Annotated in this window: 17 protein-coding genes and 3 pseudogenes; 12 read left to right on the top strand and 8 right to left on the bottom strand. The window is 68.3% G+C overall.

Going from position 1 to position 17921, the window contains the following annotated elements; genetic code table 11:
• Positions 1-10 precede the first annotated feature (10 nt).
• The 3 genes from AB0G20_RS37880 (at position 11) to AB0G20_RS37870 (ending at position 2710) form a co-directional block, all read left to right on the top strand.
• A complete protein-coding gene (locus AB0G20_RS37880) occupies positions 11-1066 on the top strand; it encodes a hypothetical protein (protein ID WP_361310988.1) in 1056 nt (351 codons plus the stop codon).
• A 55-nt stretch (positions 1067-1121) separates the two neighbouring features.
• Positions 1122-1709 (top strand): ALF repeat-containing protein, encoded by a 588-nt coding sequence (locus AB0G20_RS37875; protein ID WP_361310985.1) that lies wholly within the window; start codon positions 1122-1124, stop codon positions 1707-1709.
• 224 nt (positions 1710-1933) lie between these two features.
• Positions 1934-2710, top strand: a complete 777-nt coding sequence (locus tag AB0G20_RS37870; RefSeq protein WP_361310982.1) for a hypothetical protein — start codon at positions 1934-1936, stop codon at positions 2708-2710.
• A gap of 662 nt (positions 2711-3372) precedes the next feature.
• Here the strand turns inward: AB0G20_RS37870 and AB0G20_RS37865 are convergent.
• Positions 3373-4029 carry a TetR family transcriptional regulator gene (locus tag AB0G20_RS37865; RefSeq protein WP_361310979.1) on the bottom strand — a complete coding sequence of 219 codons (657 nt, stop codon included), beginning with the start codon at positions 4027-4029 and terminating at the stop codon, positions 3373-3375.
• A gap of 76 nt (positions 4030-4105) precedes the next feature.
• Here AB0G20_RS37865 and AB0G20_RS37860 point away from each other — a divergent pair, with 76 nt between their 5' ends.
• Together AB0G20_RS37860 and AB0G20_RS37855 are read left to right on the top strand one after the other, a co-directional pair.
• Complete coding sequence (locus tag AB0G20_RS37860; protein WP_361310976.1) at positions 4106-4798, top strand: NAD(P)H-binding protein; 693 nt, start codon at positions 4106-4108, stop codon at positions 4796-4798.
• Positions 4795-5199, top strand: coding sequence for a TIGR03618 family F420-dependent PPOX class oxidoreductase (locus AB0G20_RS37855; RefSeq protein ID WP_361310974.1), 405 nt, complete (start codon positions 4795-4797; stop codon positions 5197-5199). Before AB0G20_RS37860 ends, AB0G20_RS37855 begins: the two co-directional genes overlap by 4 nt.
• Positions 5200-5380: 181 nt before the next feature.
• Here AB0G20_RS37855 and AB0G20_RS37850 read toward each other — a convergent pair whose 3' ends face one another.
• Positions 5381-5674, bottom strand: coding sequence for a GNAT family N-acetyltransferase (locus tag AB0G20_RS37850; protein WP_361311098.1), 294 nt, complete (start codon positions 5672-5674; stop codon positions 5381-5383).
• On the opposite strand from AB0G20_RS37850, the gene AB0G20_RS37845 reads away from it, so the two are divergent.
• From AB0G20_RS37845 to AB0G20_RS37835, 3 genes and pseudogenes are all read left to right on the top strand, one after another.
• The gene (locus AB0G20_RS37845) at positions 5673-6356 is read left to right on the top strand and encodes a LysR substrate-binding domain-containing protein (RefSeq protein ID WP_361311096.1); all 684 of its coding nucleotides are present in this window, start codon (positions 5673-5675) and stop codon (positions 6354-6356) included. The two genes, AB0G20_RS37850 and AB0G20_RS37845, sit on opposite strands and share 2 nt — an antisense overlap.
• Before the next feature lie 199 nt (positions 6357-6555).
• A pseudogene (locus AB0G20_RS37840) lies at positions 6556-7890 on the top strand (ISL3 family transposase); the annotation flags it as partial.
• Complete coding sequence (locus AB0G20_RS37835; protein ID WP_361311093.1) at positions 7788-8177, top strand: transposase; 390 nt, start codon at positions 7788-7790, stop codon at positions 8175-8177. The pseudogene AB0G20_RS37840 and the gene AB0G20_RS37835, both read left to right, overlap by 103 nt.
• Here AB0G20_RS37835 and AB0G20_RS37830 read toward each other — a convergent pair.
• The 6 genes and pseudogenes from AB0G20_RS37830 to AB0G20_RS37805 form a co-directional block, all read right to left on the bottom strand.
• A complete protein-coding gene (locus tag AB0G20_RS37830; protein ID WP_361310971.1) occupies positions 8163-8765 on the bottom strand; it encodes a hypothetical protein in 603 nt (200 codons plus the stop codon). The two genes, AB0G20_RS37835 and AB0G20_RS37830, sit on opposite strands and share 15 nt — an antisense overlap.
• A 355-nt stretch (positions 8766-9120) precedes the next feature.
• Positions 9121-9938, bottom strand: a protein-coding gene (locus AB0G20_RS37825) for an IS5 family transposase (RefSeq protein ID WP_361310969.1) whose coding sequence is annotated in 2 segments (ribosomal slippage) — positions 9121-9578 and positions 9578-9938 — 819 coding nt in all. Because the reading frame shifts where the segments join, the coding sequence is not laid out codon by codon here.
• A gap of 203 nt (positions 9939-10141) precedes the next feature.
• Positions 10142-11275, bottom strand: a complete 1134-nt coding sequence (locus tag AB0G20_RS37820; protein ID WP_361310966.1) for a peptidoglycan-binding protein — start codon at positions 11273-11275, stop codon at positions 10142-10144.
• 263 nt (positions 11276-11538) lie between these two features.
• Positions 11539-11724 (bottom strand): hypothetical protein, encoded by a 186-nt coding sequence (locus AB0G20_RS37815; RefSeq protein ID WP_361310964.1) that lies wholly within the window; start codon positions 11722-11724, stop codon positions 11539-11541.
• Between the two features lie 110 nt (positions 11725-11834).
• Positions 11835-12652 (bottom strand): annotated as a pseudogene (locus AB0G20_RS37810) (IS5 family transposase).
• A gap of 429 nt (positions 12653-13081) precedes the next feature.
• Positions 13082-13732, bottom strand: a complete 651-nt coding sequence (locus AB0G20_RS37805; RefSeq protein WP_361310961.1) for a hypothetical protein — start codon at positions 13730-13732, stop codon at positions 13082-13084.
• 671 nt (positions 13733-14403) lie between these two features.
• On the opposite strand from AB0G20_RS37805, the gene ctaD reads away from it, so the two are divergent.
• From ctaD to AB0G20_RS37785, 4 genes and pseudogenes are all read left to right on the top strand, one after another.
• Complete coding sequence (gene ctaD, locus AB0G20_RS37800) at positions 14404-16116, top strand: cytochrome c oxidase subunit I (RefSeq protein ID WP_361310958.1); 1713 nt, start codon at positions 14404-14406, stop codon at positions 16114-16116.
• The gene (locus tag AB0G20_RS37795; protein WP_361310956.1) at positions 16113-16487 is read left to right on the top strand and encodes a hypothetical protein; all 375 of its coding nucleotides are present in this window, start codon (positions 16113-16115) and stop codon (positions 16485-16487) included. Before ctaD ends, AB0G20_RS37795 begins: the two co-directional genes overlap by 4 nt.
• A gap of 56 nt (positions 16488-16543) precedes the next feature.
• Positions 16544-16642 (top strand): annotated as a pseudogene (locus AB0G20_RS37790) (IS5/IS1182 family transposase); the annotation flags it as partial.
• A 96-nt stretch (positions 16643-16738) separates the two neighbouring features.
• Entirely contained in the window at positions 16739-17779 is a 1041-nt protein-coding gene (locus AB0G20_RS37785; RefSeq protein WP_361310954.1) for a pentapeptide repeat-containing protein, read from the top strand.
• Positions 17780-17921: the final 142 nt, after the last annotated feature.

Here is a 17921-nt window from a genome sequence, read left to right as displayed (position 1 = left end):
CGCAGCCTGTGTGTTCCACGGCGACGACGCCGGCCACACCGAGAAGTACCGGTTCGACTCGACGTCGTACATGCAGGCCGGCCTGATCAGGAACGGCTGCCCCTCGGGCACACGCATCCCGCGGCCACATCAGCTCGGCGAGTGGGGACTTGTGGACGACTTACCGCCGTCGCCCGCCCAAGTACCGCGCCGCCTGCTGGCCGACCCTACGTTCGTCCGAGCCTTGCACGAGCGGGACTTCACCACGGTGTTCGCGATGGCCCACGACGTGGGGATCTCCTTCAACCGGATCGCGGAGGCGTGCACGCTCAAATCCGAGCGTGTCAGCCAGATCGCCCGGGGCACCGCAGCTGTCACCGCGCTGGCAACTGTCGAGAGAATCGCCAGCGGACTGCGCATTCCCGGTGCCCTACTGGGGCTCGCTGCGCAACCCTGGGAGGACACCTCCGCCCACAGCACGGAGTCCGACCATGGAGAAGATGATCCGATGAAGCGCCGCAACCTGCTGCGCGGCGCAATGGCCGCCGGCCTCACCGCTCCGGCCCTCGCCGCCCTCACCGCCGCCCGGACCGACGTCGACCAGACCCTCTCCCCCGACATACCCCAGGACTTGGCCGACCTGGAAGCGGCAGCCGAGAGCTGCGGGTACGGCTACCACGGCCAAGCGCCCACCCGCGTCCTGGCCGACCTGACGGGCGAGGTCGATTCGGCAGTCGGGCAGTGGCGTCCGTCCTCGGGGGGGCGTCGTCGTAGCTCACACCCGGCTGGCCAGTGCGGCCGGGCCGCAGCGTTGCAGGCCGTCGGGGGCGCGGTGGCCTGCGTGTTTTTTGCGGCCACAAAAGTTGAGCCGGAGCCCGGTCTCGTGGGCAGAGCCACTGCTGCCGGTGTTGCCCGATCCGCAGGGGTTGGCGAACGTCATGCCCCGACAGCCACGAGCCGGGCTCAAGGCCGCCCTTCTCGAAGGCGCGCCGCCATGAAACACCGGCCACGTCCGCGGCGACGGTGCCCTGCGACCGCAGCGGGGCAACTGCCACTGTCAGACTCAGGTGGAAGCATCACGAAGTGAACGCCCTAAGGCGTCCTCAACTCACCTCCGTAGCCCACGAAGAGGAGCATTCCCCTTGCGACTGCATCGCGTAGCGCCCGGCATTGCCGCGGGCATCCTCGCCCCGGCCCTCCTGCTCGCCACCCCGTCCTTCGCCGCCACGGCGGCACCGACCGCGGTGACGGTGCCCGCGGTGTCCTCGTCCGCGGACGAGCCGGACGCCGACGACCTGAGGGTGGCCATAGTCCGGATCCTCGCCGCCCCGGACAGCGGCCGACATGTGACACGAGAAGCCAACGCCCTCCTGGACGCCAACGACCCCGAGGCGATGCGCGCCTGGCTGGAGACCGGCTACCGGATCGCCCAGGCCGAGGACGACCGCGTCGCCATCACGCGCCTGCTCGCCGACCCTGACAGCGGCCGGCGCGTCATCGCCGAGGTGAACGCCCTCCTGGACGCCAACGACTCCGACGCGATCCGCGCCTGGCTGGAGACCGGCTACCGCATCGCCCAGGCCGAGGACGACCGCGTCGCCATCGCCCGCATCCTCGCCGACCCGTCCATCAGCCCGGCCCTGCGCGCGGCAGCCAACGCCGCCCTCGACGACAACACACCCGAAGCACTGCGCCACTTCCTGGAAGTCGGCAGGTACCAGGTCGCCTGACCGGCACGGCGCCGCACCACAGCGCGTCGCCCTGGCACCCCCTGCCGCACGCCCGGTCGCCGGAACGCCGAGAATCCGGGCGGGGCCGCCTGCACCTCTGTGTGCCGGCGGCCCCGCCCGGCAGGCCCTGTGCCGGCTCGGCGCCCTCCGCAGAGCTCTGTGGTCTCGCCGCCCGGTGCGGCATGGGCCACTGACACCTCCGACAGCAGAAAGCACATCCTTCGATGACCACACAACTCCTACGCACCGAGCGCAGCGGTCCGCAGACCGCTTCCGTCGTGACCGACCTGCCGTTCAAGCCTCAGCTCGTCAAAGCGGTGTTCAGGGACGTGACCTCGTTGCACGTCTCCCGGCCGGCCGCGTGGGCCGCCGCGTCGGTGACGCGGACCGTGCTGACGGAGATCATCGACGGCGCGAGAAGCGCGGCGGCCGAGGAGGCCAGGACGAGGCTGATTCCCAAGGACCTCATCTCGGCGATCGACCGGAACGTCGAGGTGGAGGTGGGATCGGCGTGGTACATGCACAGCCCGACCTTCCACGGCCTGATGGGCGAGGTGCGCAACGCCGATGGTGCGCTCGTGTCTCTTCGTGAGCGCCGCGGGACGCGTACACCGAGTGGTGTGGCTGGCGCCCACCGGTTCGAGGCCGGGGTGAGAAGGCTGCTGGGGAGCCGGGGGGTGAGGGCCGTCCCGGCGATGGTCCGCGACCTGGACGGAATCGCGAGCGTGTTCCTGACGGCCCTGGCCCGGGACGCGGCCAAGGTCGTCCGCGAGGGCGGGGTCAAGCGGTTCGGGACGGTCAGTCTGGTGGTGCCGGGCGAGCCAGCCCCGGCCCCGCTGCTCAAGGACCCCCTCCTCACCCTGTCCACCCGCCGCGGGGACGGGCGGACTGTTGGCGGGGACGACGTCCTGGCCGCCGTCACGATGCAGCTGTTCGGCGATCTCAGACAACGCGCCATCACCGAGGCAGCCGAGCTGACACGGAACACGTCGGCCAACTGATCGGGCCCGCCCCTGCGCTCTGCCCACTGCGCACGGTTCCCACGTGTGCGCGGCTCCCGGAATCTGCCGCCCGCATTCGGCTCCGGTCGGCTCGCGAGAACGGGCTGGTCGTATGGGCGCGGACCGCCGACCGCAGGCACCCCACGGGAAAGACCTCCCTTAAGCGGGCCACCCACGAATCGGACGATCACAACGGAACCTCCATCCGGCGAGTGGAACGCCTCGATCGACTTCCGCACCTCGGATGCCCGTTCCCCCTCCTCCCCGTACTCCCCCTCGGGGGTGCGCCAGTGGCGCACGAGTCCTTCGGTGATGCCAGCAGCGTCGTCCGGAACGGCGAAGACCCGGCGCAGCGAATCGACGGTGGCCTCGAAGAGGACCTCGGGGGCGTCAGTCCCCAGCTGATCGCGGCCGTGTGGTCGCCAGTCGCCACGGTTCGGCGGCCCTCGCGGCGGGGTCGCCGGACGCGGGATCACCACGGCGGCACGCTGAGCGGAGCGCCCACGACGGGCCCGACCACACCGCGGCAGCAAGATCGAGTACGCGCGCCTGCTCAAGGAGCAGGGCAGCAGCTACGGGGAGATCAGCACCAAGACCGGCATCCCGAAAACCTCCCCACACCGCTACCTACAGGGGTAGCCGTACCGGATGTGCTGAGGTGGTCAAGGCCGGACGGGGCCTCCACCGAAGGTCGGCGAGCCCCGACGGCCCGCTCTGGTGGTTGCCGCGGTGCGCGGCCTCGGGGCCAGTGCCGCGCGCAGCGCCGGGGTGAGGATGTGGCGGGTCTCGGACGGGGTGAGGGCGGCGGGGGTGGGGAGGGGGTTGAGGTAGCGGGTGTAGATGAGGCCGCCGAGGATCGTCACCACGGCCGTGGCGCGGGCGGTTGCGTCCTGGCCGCCGAGAAATTCAACAAGCCGGGCCAGCAGCTCGCGTTCCAGGTATTCGCGGATCACCTCGGCAGCCTCCTCGCCCTGGGCGGTGAGCTGTAGGAAGTCGGCGTCCTCCCACAGGTCCGTCACCGCGTCGATCAGGCGATCGGGGAGGCTGGCCGGGTCGCCGCCGAGGACATCGTCCACCGCCAGCGCATTGGCGCACTGGAACTGCATCACATCCGCGAACAGGCCCTTCTTCGAGCCGAAGTGGTACGCGATGAGCGCCGGGTCGACCTCGGCGGCCCCGGCCACCGCACGCAGGGTGGTGCCCCGGTAGCCGCGCTCCAGGAACAGCGCCCGGGCCGCCGAGACGATCGACTCGCGGGTCGGCGGGTTGCCGCGGGGGCGGCCTCGGGTGCGGGCGGGGGCAGGGGCGGCGTTATTCATCAGCGTTGAGCCTGCTTTTCGTGATCGGCACAGTCAAGGGCGTTCCGGTAACCACATGAAGGGATGACCCGACGCCATGCGTATCGCAGTCTTCGGCGCCAATGGACCGACCGGTCGCCACCTCACCGACCAGGCCCTCGCCGCCGGCCACGAGGTCGTCGCCGTGACCCGCCGCCCCGGCTCCCTCCCCGTGCGGCCCGGCCTCGCTGTGGCCGTCGCCGACGCCACCGACCCGGCGGCCGTCGACGCCGCGATCGGCGGGACGGACGCCGTCCTCTCCGCATTGGGCGCGCGCTTCAGCAAGGAGACCATCACCACGTACTCGGCGAGCGCCACAGCCATCACCGGAGCCATGGCCCGCCACGGCATCAAGCGGCTGCTCGCCGTCAGCTCCAGCATCGCCGACCCGAACTGGCGTCCCACCGGCGCGCACTTCTTCAACCACGTGCTCGACCCGCTGGTGAACCGACGCCTCGGCCGCACCCTCCACGAGGACATGCGCCGCATGGAGGCCGTGATCCGTCAGACGGACCTCGACTGGACCCTCGTCCGACCCTCGGGCCTCTTCGAGCACCCCGTCGTCACGGACTACCACACCGCCGAGACCAGCGCCGACGGCGTCTTCACCGCCCGTGCCGACCTCGCCGCGAGCATGCTGCGCGAGCTGGAGGAGCGGCGGTACGTCCGTACAGCCATGGGCGTCATCACCACGGCTGTGAAGCCGAACATCGCCAAGCTGATCTGGAACGAGGGCGTGAAGAAGAAGTGAGCCGGGCGACCGTCGAACTCCCGGCCGCCACACGGGCGTTCCTCACCCGCCCCCACACGGCCACCCTCACCACCCTCCGCCCCGACGGCACCCCGCACGTCACCCCTGTCCGCTTCACCTTCGACGCGGCCACCGGCCTGGTCCGGGTGACCACCCGGGCGGGAGCGCGCAAGGCCCGCAACGTGGTGGCGGGCGGCCCGACGGCCCGTGTCGCGCTCTGCCAGGCGGACGGCTTCCGCTGGGTCACCCTCGAAGGCCGGGCCGCCGTCACCGACGACCCCGCGCGCTTGGCCGAGGCGGTCCACCGCTACACCGTCCGCTACCGCGCGGCCCCGCCCGCCCCGCTGGACCTGGTCAGCGTCGAGATCACCGTCGACCGTGTCCTGAGCCTCAACCTCTGAATCCCCGTGTTGAAAGCGAAGTGAAACACCGCCGTGCCCATCCTCCCCGTCCTCGACTCCACCCTCCACTACCGCAAGTCCGGCGACCCCGGCGTGCTGCCGTTCGTCTTCCGAAGGGGGGCAGCCGATCTTGTGAGCGCCGCCCGAAAGTCGGGCCCGGGGCGCGGAGGCAGGGAACGGCTCAGGGCATGAGCCGGTAGTGGTAGGTGTGCGAGACGCGGAATCCGACATGGTCGTACAGCCGGCGCGCGGCATGGTTCTCGTCCATGACTTGCGGGTACAGCTCATCGGCGCCGCGTGCTGCGGCCCAACGGGCACCTACGTGCAGAATCGCGGTGGCGATTCCCTGCCGCCGATGCGCGGGGTGGGTAGCCATGCAGAAGACTCCGGCGCAGCCCGGGGAGGCCACGATGAGTCCCATACCGGCCACCTGGTCGCCGTGTTCGACGCTGAGGTAGGCGGCGGGGCCGGGAATACGTGCGAGGACCTGGTCTGCGGCCCCCTGGCTGTCGTGGCCGTCAAGGCCGAACGTCGCATGCTTCTCGACCCTCGCCGCGGTGCATGTAGTCCCTGCCCTGAGAACCGGCCGCGAACGGTATCCGGACCTGCAGGTCTCTCTCCACGAGCTGGAACCGCCCGAGGCCCTCTCCGCGCTCCGCGCGCGGCGCTGCGAAGTGGCCGTCTGCTACAGCTACAATCTCACGCCCACCCCGGCCCCGGCCCCGGCCGAACTCGATGTCCGTCCGCTGACCGTCGAACCAGTCCTCCTCGCTCTTCCAGCCGGCCACGCCTGCGCGTCGGACGGGGATGGACGTTCGGTGGACCTGCGCAGCCTGACCGACGCGCCCTGGATCGTCGGTTCGCGAGAAGACGGCAGCGCCGCCCTAGTCCAACGCGCCTGCGCGATCGCTGGCTTCCCACCCGAGATCACGCACGCGGTCGACGACTACCAGCTCGTTCTCCGAATGGTGGCCCACGGACTCGGAGTGGCCCTGGTGCCGCAACTCGTGGCCCACGCCCACGGCCCAAGCCTCGATGTCGTCCTGCGGCCGGTTGCCAACACGGAGCTCACCCGGGCCATCTACGCCATGACCCACCCCTCGCTCGGCGCCAGACCGCCAATTGACGCTGTACTCGACCTCCTGCGTACTCTTTGAGGAAACCTCAGTGAGCCCTCGCGGAAGTCCTCCGCGCGACGCATACGCCACAATCGGCACCGCGATCGACTCTCCAGTCAGCAACCTGGCTGTGTCGGTCTGGACGGGCTCTGGTCCACTTGTGGTGGTCGCGCACGCAGCGTGACCGTTGATCTTAGAGTCATGGCAGGCAAAGTCGCCCGGAAATCGTTCCGACCGTGTGTGGTGGGGGCGACAGTTCTGCGTCGTGGACGAAGTATGGCCGCAGCTGAGTGAGCTGCTGTTCTGGTCGGTGAAGAACGTGGCGGTGGAGTCGGTCGAGGTGGCCGACACGCTTGTCCGAGTGGAGGCCCGGGCCACGGCCGGGCAGGCGGCCTGTCCGGGCTGTGGGTGCTGGTCGGGGCGAATACACGGCTCCTACCTGCGGTTTCCCCGAGATGTTCCCACGTCGGGCAAGCTCGTCGTGATGTCGTTGCGGGTACGCCGGTTCGTCTGCGAGGAGGACTCCTGCCCGCGTAAGACGTTCGCCGAGCAGGTGCCCGGCCTCACCCGTCGATTCGGTCAGCGGACGGAGCGGCTGCGATCGACGCTCGTCTCGGTCGGTCTCGCGCTCGCGGGACGGGCCGGCGCCCGAATGTCGGACGCCTTCGGAGTCCGAGTCAGCCGGAACACCCTGCTGAGGCTGATCACCTCGCTGCCGGATCCGCCCACCGCCACGCCGCACGTGCTCGGCGTCGACGAATACGCTCAGCGCAGGGGCCGGATCTACGGAACCGTGCTCGTTGATGTCGAGACACGCCGTCCGGTGGACCTCCTTCCGGACCGGGAAGCGGACACTCACGCGGCCTGGCTGTCTGAACGGCCCGAAATCGAGATCATCTGCCGGGACCGGGCTCTCTTTTACGCCGAGGGCGCCACCCGCGGCGCCCCTCAAGCTCTCCAGGTCGCTGACCGATGGCACCTCTGGCACAACCTCGGCGAAGCCGCCGAGAAGTGCGTCTACCGACACCGCGGCTGCCTGCGCTCTGTACCGGCGCCGCCGGAAGAGCCACAACAGGCGCCGGAGACGACCGCGTCATCGCCGTGGCCGACTGGTCATCGGTTTGCCGAACGCACCCGCGCCAAGCACGCCACTGTCCACGCGCTCCTGGCCGCCGGGCACAGCAAGCGGTCCATCGCACGACAGCTCGGCATGGGCCTCAACACCGTTCTCCGCTTCTCCCGCGCCACCGAACCGGAGCAACTGTTCACCGGCCAGTGGCAAAGCCGCCCCACCAAGCTCGACGCCTACAAGCCCCACCTCGACCAGCGATGGCAGGAAGGCTGCACCAACGCCTGGAAACTATGGGAGGAGATCAAGGCACAGGGCTACCCGGACGGCTACGGCAACGTCCGCGCCTATGTCAGCCGAAACCTACGCGGTAAGCCCCAGCCGGTCGGACCCCGGCCGCCATCGGCCCGCGCCGTCACCCGCTGGATTCTCACCCACCCCGACGCCTTGGCCGAGAACGATCGACTCCAGCTCAAGGCCGTACTGGCCAACTGCCCCGAACTGGAGGCACTCGCCGAGCACGTGCGCTCCTTCGCCCACATGCTCACGCAGCTGCAAGGCCACCAGTACCGGCATGGATCGAAGCCGCCACCACCGTCGACCTGCCCAGCCTCCAGCGATTCGCCCAGCACCTCAAACGCGACATCGACGCTACTGTCGCTGGCCTCTCACACCCTTGGGACTCTGGTGTCGTCGAAGGGCATGTCAACCGGATCAAGATGCTCAAGCGCCAGATGTACGGTCGCGCCGGCTTCGACCTGCTACGGAAACGGGTCCTACTCGCCCGCTGAGCCGTCGGCCCCTCGGCGCAGATCGTGAATCGGGAACGTCGAAGATGAGGGGTGTGCCTGGCATCCCTCTTCCTGAAGTTCCTCTGGCCGCAGTGCCCAGGCGATGGCCTCGCCCGGGCCGACATACGAGGGGTCGAGGTGGAACGTGGTCCTCGTTCCGTACGGCCTGGGCGCGGGGCACTCCTCCCAGAGATCAGCGGGAACCGCCCCGGCCAGCTCCTGGCGGTATCCCTGGCCGTCCAGCCAGACCTCGATGACCGTGCGGACGCTGAGCGCGGCGGCTGCTGCAGGAGCCCACCGGTCCTTGTCGAGCAGCGATCCATAGAACCCAGGAAGGGGCCTTCCCCACTCGTCGGCGCTGTGCGTTCGCTCGTCCTCCACCGTGAAGCTGAGGTCGGATGTGATCTCGACGCTGACCTGCCCATGCGTGCCGTCACGGTGGTGCATCGCGTCCCACACCACCCGCTGAAGCACCTCCGTCGGCAGCTCCGCGCTGTCCCGCTCGACACGGAAGTACATGGCCGGACGGGCCCGCACGTGCTCCTCGAACGCAATCACCCGAAGCTGATCGGCTGTGTAGCGCTCCACTCGCCCTCCCCCGTCACCACCTCATTCGCCAAGGCACGATCATGGCACCCGTTCACGTCACGCTCGATGCTGTCCACTCACCGAAAGTCGTGACGCTCTGTCATAGGTCACAACAAGTGGACCAGAGCCCGTTCTCATGAACAAACCCACGCGTCCTGCCGTACGGCAAGTCGGTCAGGCCATGGCAGAGCACTGAAGGTGAGTGACATGCCGCTGATGGCGCAATAGGGGCCTTTGGGCTATCCGGTCACTCACGCTGTTCTCTGTTGATCGTGGCCTTGTCAGGAGGGTTCTCGGTCCTATGACCGAGGGACGAGAGAGAACCGATGGCAGCAACAGGCGTCGTTAACTGGCCCTACCAAAGCCTCTGGACGTGCCGGTGGGTGATCAAACATACGGCGAGTCCGAGGAAGGCCTCGTGAATGTCGTCGCGTCGTTCCCAGCGGATTCGTAGGCGGCGGAAGCCGTGCAGCCAGGAGATTGTCCGCTCGACGACCCAGCGGAAGGTGCCCAGGCCAGTGCCGTGCGGTTGTCCCCGCTGGGCGATCGCGGGGCGGATCCCGCGCTGTCGAAGGAGCCGGCGGTACTTGTCGTGGTCGTAGCCGCGGTCCGCGAAGAGCATGTCGGGCCGCCGCCGCGGTCGCCCGACAACACCGGCAACGGCAGGGATCTTGTCGAGCAGGGGCAGGAGTTGGGTGACGTCGTTGCGGTTGCCGCCGGTCAGCGACACCGCGAGCGGGATGCCCTGGCCGTCGGTGATGATGTGGTGCTTGCTGCCCGGCCGTGCGCGGTCGACCGGGCTGGGCCCGCTTTTGGGCCACGCCGAGCGGCCCGGACGTGGGAGGAGTCGATCACCGCCCGAGACCAGTCCAGCTGGTTCTTCGACCGGAGCTCATTCAGCAGCAGCTGGTGCAGTTGGCCCCAAACCCCCGCCTCGTTCCAGGCGGCCAGGCGTCGCCAGCAGGTCATGCCCGAGCCGAAGCCGAGCTCCTGGGGCAGGTACTCCCATTGGATGCCGGTGTGCAGCACGAAGAGGATGCCGCACAAAGCCTGCCGGTCAGGAACTCGAGGTCTACCCTCGACCTGCTTTGGTGGTGGTTCGGGCAGCAACGGCTCGATGAGCGACCACAGTTCGTCCGACACGATCCACGGCCGCGACTGACGCTTCCCCATGCCCTCATCAACGAGCGATCAAGCCGACAGTTACATGATCAACCCGCTTTTGTTAGAGCCAATAGGCGCTGCCGCGGCAGTCTAAGGTCGCGAGCTCCATCGTGTCGCTCGGCTCCGGCCCCCCAGAAGGACGCCGGAACTGCCCTCCCTCGATACGGACCGTCATGCGTACACGTGCCGCGGCGGCATGTGGCTGTTGACGACTATTTCGTCCGCAACATGAGGGCGTGTCGAGTGTTGTCCCCGTAGACGCCGGTCTCGTCTCCATGGATGCCGTACGCGTTCTGGAATCGGCCCACTGCCTGCCGGACCTCCGTGTCGAAACGGCCGTTGAGGGCGCCGCCGTCATAGATGTGAGGGATCTGGAGCAGACGCACCTGCAACTCGTAAACACCGTGGCCGGTGTCGCCTTGGCGCAGTAGCCCGGTGCCCGGGATCTCGGGAAGCGAGGCGTTGCCGGGAGTCGGCCGGTTCGGTTGCCCGGTCGGTGGGGACGGTACTGCAGGTGCCGGATTCTCAGGCAGTGGCCGGTCCGGTTGCTCCAAGGACGCAGGCGGCGCCGGTGCGGAGTCGCCGTTGCTGAGCAGCCATGAGGCAAGGACCAAGCCACTCACGGCGCCCAGACCGAAGACTCCGGCGAGCCGGCTGTGTCGTCGGTCGGTGAAGCGCCGATGTCCTTGGCTTGCCCTCGGCTCAGGCGGGCGGACCGGTTCTGGCCGCAGTGGCGTCTGGGAGGGCGGGGCGACGAAGCGGCTCGGCTGCGCGGCCTGCGATTGATAGGGGGAGTCCTCCGTTGGGTCGGTCCTTCGGCGCGCACATTCCTGTAGAGCGCCTGGGGGCGGGGGGAAAGCTGCTGGCGGTTCGGCCTGCGCTGGACCCCCGCCGCTCGCAGTGGGTGGCTGTCCCGTCTCCGGTGGTGCGACCGCGCCGGGGGGCGTGACCGCCTCCTGCCGCACACCGCGTGACCACAGCGGCTCGACCACGGCGTTCTCGGCGGCTGGTCGGCCCCGAGCGGGTTGAGGCGGGTCGGCAGACGGTAGGAGGCCTTCCGGACTGACCGGAACCAGTTCGGGCCGGGACCCCACGCCCTGCGTCCGTGGGTGCGGTGGCGACAGGGACGGGTCGGGATGAGTGGAGCTACCATATCCGGCTGTTGCGCTGGGGTGGTCCAAGGACGGTAGCGGGCTTCCGGACGGTTGGTGCTCCTCCACTGCGTAAAGATCGGCGCGAGCGGCATCCAGGGCGTTCAGAACTGCCTGAAACGAATCCTGGATTTCTTGCGCGGGCTCGCGCCCCCAGTGGAGGGCCCGGATCGGTTCGGCCTCGTCGCATCCCATCGGTAGTCCTCCTCGACCAACCAGGTCCGGGGCGGGGCGCCACCACGGCCCGCCCAGTGCTGCATGGAATCCGTGCCGGCAGACCAGTGATCTGCTGAACTGGCCGGTCAACGCGGGAGATCGGGTCGATATCGTCTGTTGGTGAGCTGGGCCGCAGAGCTGTGCCTACGGTCTCCTTGTCAACCGATACGCACTCGGCGCGGCGTCGTCTCAATCCTTTGGCAGGCGAAACCAGGGCCTGGAGAATTGGCCGCGAGAGTAGATCAGGTGGTCGGCCGCGGATGGATCGCCGCTTCCTTCACGTCCGCCTCGACCTGGCGCCGTGCACAGCCCTGCTCGACCGCGTAGTCGCTGATCGCCGCCTGAACGTCACGGGCAGCATCGACCCAGGCCTTCCAAGCGGCGTGCCAGGCAGAGCGCTGGTTCTCGGTCCACCCGTTCGCAGGCATACCGGTCTACATGTAGGATCGGATGGATACCGTGACATCCATGTCGAACGCGTTCGCTCCCGCCGTGGATGGCAGGCCCAGGGTCCGGTCGAGCGCGCGGCTAACTGGCCCTAACAAAGCCTCTGGACGTGCCGGTGGATGATCAGGCAGACGGCGAGTCCGAGGAAGGCCTCGTGGATGTCGTCGCGTCGTTCCCAGCGGATGCGCAGGCGGCGGAAGCCGTGCAGCCAGGAGATGGTCCGCTCGACGACCCAGCGGAAAGTGCCCAGGCCGGTGCCGTGCGGTTGTCCCCGCTCGGCGATCGCGGGCCGGATTCCGCGCTGCCGCAGGAGCAGGCGGTACTTGTCGTGGTCGTAGCCGCGGTCCGCGAAAAGCATGTCGGGCCGCCGACGCGGCCGGCCAACGGCTCCCGCCACGGCGGGGATCTTGACCAGCAGCGGCAGCAACTGTGTGACGTCGTTGCGGTTTCCGCCGGTCAGTGACACCGCGAGCGGCATGCCTTGACCGTCGGTGATGATGTGGTGCTTGCTGCCCGGCCGAGCGCGGTCGACCGGGCTCGGCCCGCTTTTGGGCCCCTACGTGCGGCCCGGACGTGGGAGGAGTCGATCACCGCCCGCGACCAGTCCAGCTGGTTCTTCGACCGCAGCTTGTTCAGCAGCAGCTGGTGCAGCTGGTCCCAGACACCTGCCTCGTTCCAGGCCGCCAGGCGACGCCAGCAGGTCATGCCCGAGCCGAAGCCGAGCTCCTGGGGCAGGTACTCCCACTGGATGCCGGTGTGCAGCACGAACAGGATGCCGCACAAGGCCTGACGGTCGGGCACTCGCGGCCGCCCCTCCACCTGCTTCGGCGGTGGCTCGGGCAGCAACGGCTCGATGAGCGACCACAGTTCGTCCGACACGATCCACGGCCGCGACTGACGCTTCCCCATGCCCACATCAACGAACGATCAAGCCGACAGTTACATGATCAACCCGCTTTTGTTAGAGCCAGTTAAGTCGCGCAGGGTGGTCAGCCACACCCCGATGCCCCCAGCTCGGACCATTGGTCCGAGCTGGGGGCAAGCAGGCATTCACCGTGATCGCTTCACAGGCCGCGCCCGCCACAGCCACTCCCTCGTAGAACTTCCGGATGTTCTTCCTGGCTTCCTCGTTACCGCAGATCCCCGGTCCCACGATGAACCCGATCACACTGCGCACGCCGCCAGGTCACCACCGACCCCGTGCCTCTGCGGATGATCCGCAACAGGCGCTGCCCCTCGTCGCCATCGATCTCGCGGACCCGTACCGGTTCTGTCACCCGCACAGCCTGGCGACACCGCGCCGTCCGGACCAGCGTCCGAACGGCGCGTCATGTCACCTCAGGACGCGATGGCAAACTCCGTGGTCGCTTGCGCAAGGCCGGTGAGGAACTGAGCACGGTCGAAGCCCTCGTCTTCGACCGTGCCCGGCGGAGGCGTATTCATGAAGCTGAAGTGACCAGCCCCCGGCACGATGCGAAGGTCGACCTGGGCTGGCGCGCTCTTCAAGCGGATGGACTGCTCGACGGGCGTAACGGTGTCCCTCTCTCCCGCATAGACGAGCATCGGCGCTGTCACCGCGTCCAAGGCGCCCGGAGCGGCGAACCAGCCGGCAGCGGGCGTGTACAAGACGAGACGGCCGACGCGTGGCTCGCGTGGGACATCCAGCGGCTTGCCGTCCCGCCCCCAAGGCGTCGCACCGGCGAGACAGAGGCCGGCCCATCCACCGATCGAGTGGCCGACCACCGCAACAGCCGCGTCCGGAGACGCCCACCGGTGGAGCGCCTCGACCAGCCCGACCGGGCGTGCAAGCAGCTCAGCGGTGGTCGCCTCCCGCACGGCAAGGCGCTCGAAGTAAGGCGCGATGACCTGGCAGCCATGGGCTGCCAGGTGCTCTAGGAGGGGCCGGTAACGCTCCGGATCGCCGCCCGCTCCAGCCGCGAAGAGCACGACCCGCCCATGGTTCGTGGGACCAAGTGTCAGTGCCTGCATCCCGCTCCTCCACCACAGCGCCGTTCCCCGAAGACGGCCCACGGGTCACTCCGTGCTCTGTTATGGCCTCAGGTTAACGCGCAGCAGATCGCGGCATCCGAACGGTGCGTCGCGTCAGCGGGGGCAAAGATTCTCTGACGCGGCACTAGACACCCCCGCCCACACACCGCGGCACGGGGCAGGCCCGGCATGGCCGTTGAAGCCGCCCCGAACTGGGCGCGGGTGAGCACATCTGCGCCTGGCCGGGCCCCGCCAGGACCAGGACGCAGAATGTGAACGCCCGCGCGCTGGCCGTGACGCGGTGAACAGCTCCGGCGTTGGACTGGTCAATCCGCCGGCGGATCGGCCGGGGGCGGGGCAGTGCGGACGTTGCGGGCGGCCCTTCGGACCACGCCGCGCACGGTCGGCTTATGGGCACTTCGCAGGTTTGGTGCTCGCCGCGGTGTGAGGGTCGGTAGGACGCGTAGCGTGTTTCACCTTTTGCCGTCGTGGTGTGCGCGGGTTTCTGGCGCGTTCCGCCCGCGCTGCCAGGCGCCGCTCGAATGGATGGCTCCTTCGACCACTCGGCTCAGTGCCAGGCTGTGGTGACACATCGCGGGGGCTAGTTTCCTCCCGGCTGGATGCATCCTGCCTTTCTCCGTCCGTGCACCCTTGCTGCCGATCGAGGACTGATGGCGACACACACTGAGCCGACTTCGCCCGTAGCAGCGGTGGAGCGCCGCGGCAGGGGGAAGGTGATTGTTTCCTGGCTGACGACCACGGATCACAAGAAGATCGGTCACTTGTATCTGATCACGTCGTTCGGCTTCTTCCTGGTCGCCGGGGCGCTGGCGATGGTCATCCGGGCGGAGCTGGCCCGGCCGGGGCTGCAGATCGTCTCTAGCGAGCAGTACAACCAGGCGTTCACGATGCATGGCACGATCATGCTGCTACTGTTCGCGACGCCCACCTTCGCCGGCTTCGCCAACGCGGTCATGCCGCTGCAGATCGGCTCACCCGATGTGGCGTTCCCGCGCCTGAACATGTTCTCGTACTGGCTGTTCCTCTTCGGCGGCCTGATCGTGCTCGCCAGTTTCCTCACCCCGCAGGGCTCGGCCGACTTTGGCTGGACCGCCTACACCCCACTCAGCGGTGGGGAGCGCACCCCTCAGGTCGGCGGGGATTTGTGGATCATGGGGCTGGCACTGTCGGGGTTCGGCACCATTCTCGGCTCGGTCAATTTCATCACCACCATCATCTGCATGCGCGCGCCGGGCATGACGATGTTCCGGATGTCGATCTTCACCTGGAACGTGCTGCTCACCTCGGTGCTGGTGCTGCTGGCCTTCCCGGTCCTGGCCGCCGCGCTGCTGGTGCTGGAGGCGGACCGCCGTTTCGGCGCGCAGGTGTTCAACCCGGAGAACGGGGGCGCGGTCCTGTGGCAGCACTTGTTCTGGTTCTTCGGCCACCCCGAGGTGTACATCCTGGCGCTGCCGTTCTTCGGGGTGATCACCGAGATCATCCCAGTGTTCGCGCGTAAGCCGATCTTCGGCTATACCGGGCTGATCGGCGCCACCGTCGCTATCGCCGGGCTGTCGGTGACGGTGTGGGCGCACCACATGTTCGCCACCGGTGCGGTGCTGCTGCCGTTCTTCTCCTTCATGACGTATCTGATCGCCGTGCCGACCGGCGTGAAGTTCTTCAACTGGATCGGCACGATGTGGCGGGGTTCGCTCTCGTTCGAGCCACCCATGCTCTGGGCGGTCGGCTTCCTGGTCACCTTCCTCTTCGGCGGTCTGACCGGCGTCATCCTGGGCTCTCCGCCGCTCGACTGGCACGTCACCGACAGCTACTTCGTGGTCGCCCACTTCCATTACGTGCTGTTCGGCACCATCGTGTTCGCGATGTTCGGCGGATTCAGCTTCTGGTGGCCGAAGATGACCGGCACGATGCTCGACGAGCGTCTGGAGAAGATCCACTTCTGGACGCTGTTCGTCGGCTTCCACACCACGTTCCTGGTGCAGCACTGGCTCGGCGCCGAGGGCATGCCCCGCCGCTACGCCGACTATCTGGCCGCCGACGGTTTCACCGCCCTCAACACCGTCTCCTCGATCGGCGCGTTCCTGCTCGGTCTGTCGACCCTGCCCTTCCTCTACAACGTGTGGCGGACCGCTCAGAAGGGCGAGAAGGTCGAGGTCGACGACCCTTGGGGATACGGGCGTTCCCTGGAGTGGGCGACCTCGTGTCCGCCCCCGCGGCACAACTTCGTCACGCTGCCGCGCATCCGCTCCGAATCCCCGGCCTTCGACTTGCGCCACCCCGATGTGGCCCAACTGGATGAAGCCGAGAACACCGGACGACGCGATGCCGTGGACGCGGAAGGGCACAAGGGCGAACGGCCGTGATCCGCGGCCGACGCCCGGCACCGGCTGGAGAACGGGACAGTGGGCTGGCCGACGAGGCCGAGGGTTACCTCCTCGCCCAGGCGCATCACGACCAGGCGCAGCGTGAGGCGGAGGATCTCTGCGCGCGGATGCCGTGGCTGACCACCGCCCAGGCAGAGGAACTCACCGGCCACTACGTCCGCCGACGCCTCGACGTCACCTGCGACCTGCTGCTCACCACGGCCTTGCGAGCCGGCCAACTGCGGCGGGAGTACGAAGCCCGCTACGCCAGCCTCCGCCGCGCCCTGCTCAAACGCCACGCGGCAGGCGTCTGCGCCGTCCTGGTCTGCGTCGGCGGAGCAAGCACATCGGCCCGCCTGCTCACGCGCTGATCGGCCGCAGCGCGCTGACGGCGCTGCACACGTCCGGTGACGTGTCGACTGAGCTCCTGCGTGTGCGCTGGGAACGCAGGGCTGAAATCCACGTAGCCTTCCTCAACCTCGCCTGCTGCCTGATCACCCTGCGCCAGATCCGCTCACTGTGTTAGCGGATCTGGGTGAGAATTCGGCCGTTCGCCCGAAGCTGTCGTCCGCCGCGCTGCCAGAACGCCGATCCTCCCCGGTTTCGGGGTTCCATGGCCCGTATGACCAGGCTGAGCACCCTGGCGCAGCTGCGCCGAATCTCTCACCGCGGCGCACGTCACGGAAGCCAAAGGCGGGCAAGATGTCCTCGCACGGGCGACCGTACGGAGGGAAACCGCCTGCAATGGGCGGCGCTGGCCGCGGCATCGCTACCGGGAATCGCAGCTCTTGCCGCCTTGCTGTTCACCTGGGTTTCGGTCGCGCAGTCCGGCGAACAGTTGCGGATCGCCGAGCGTGGGCAGGTCACCGGTCGGTTCAATGCAGCAATCGGCAACCTCTCCTCGTCGGCCGTGGACGTCCGCCTCGGCGGCATCTACGGCCTGGAGCGCCTCATGCGAGATTCGCCGCACGATCACCCCACCGTCGTCACCCTGCTGACGGCCTACGTCCGTGAGCACACTCACGGACAGGTGGGCGGCTCAGCCGATGCCCGCCCGGCCGCGGACGTCCAGGCAGCCATGACGGTACTGGCCAACCGGGATCCCACGCGTGACGGCCCCGGCGACTTCAACCTGCGCAACGTCCGCCTCCGCAACCTGGGCTACATGGGGATGTGGGACCGGGCCCGCCAACGCGTGATCGGTATCAATTTCCATGACGCCGACTTCAGCGACGCAGACCTGCGCAGCGCGGACTTGGAACATGCCCATCTGGCCGGGGCGGTCATGGCGCGCACAATTCTGCAGGAAGCAGCTCTGAACCAGGCTGAGTTGGCGGACGCCGATCTGACTGATGCCGACCTGAATCGGTCGCACCTCAAGCGCGCCAACCTGAGGCGGATCCAGGCGGCGGGGGCGCACTTCGACGAAACGGACCTGACAAGAGCTGTATTGGAGGATGCCCGTCTGCAGCGGGCCAGTCTCGTCCGTGCCAGCCTGCCCCACGCCATCCTGCGCGGAGCGGACTTGAGGCAGGTCGATCTCCGCGACGCGGACTTCACCGGAGCGGACCTGAGTGGCGCAGATTTTACAGGCGCGAAGAACCTGTCGACCGCGGAGTTCGAAGGTGCGGTCCGCAAGGGCACCCGAGGGTTGCCTTCGTGACAACAGCCGGACTTCCACCACCTCGACTCATTGTGTTAGCCGCTCTTAGAGAGCATCTGATCAGCGTTCATGTTGTAGTGAGCGGGATGTCCGTTTCGATTCGCCAGGTTGGTGCAGATTCTCCGGTCAGTTCGCGGGACAT

Source organism: Streptomyces sp. NPDC024017 (assembly GCF_040638895.1).
Taxonomy (GTDB): Bacteria; Actinomycetota; Actinomycetes; order Streptomycetales; family Streptomycetaceae; genus Streptomyces.
Note: the sequence above shows the minus strand (reverse complement) of the source record. Positions and strands in the feature narration are given on the sequence as shown.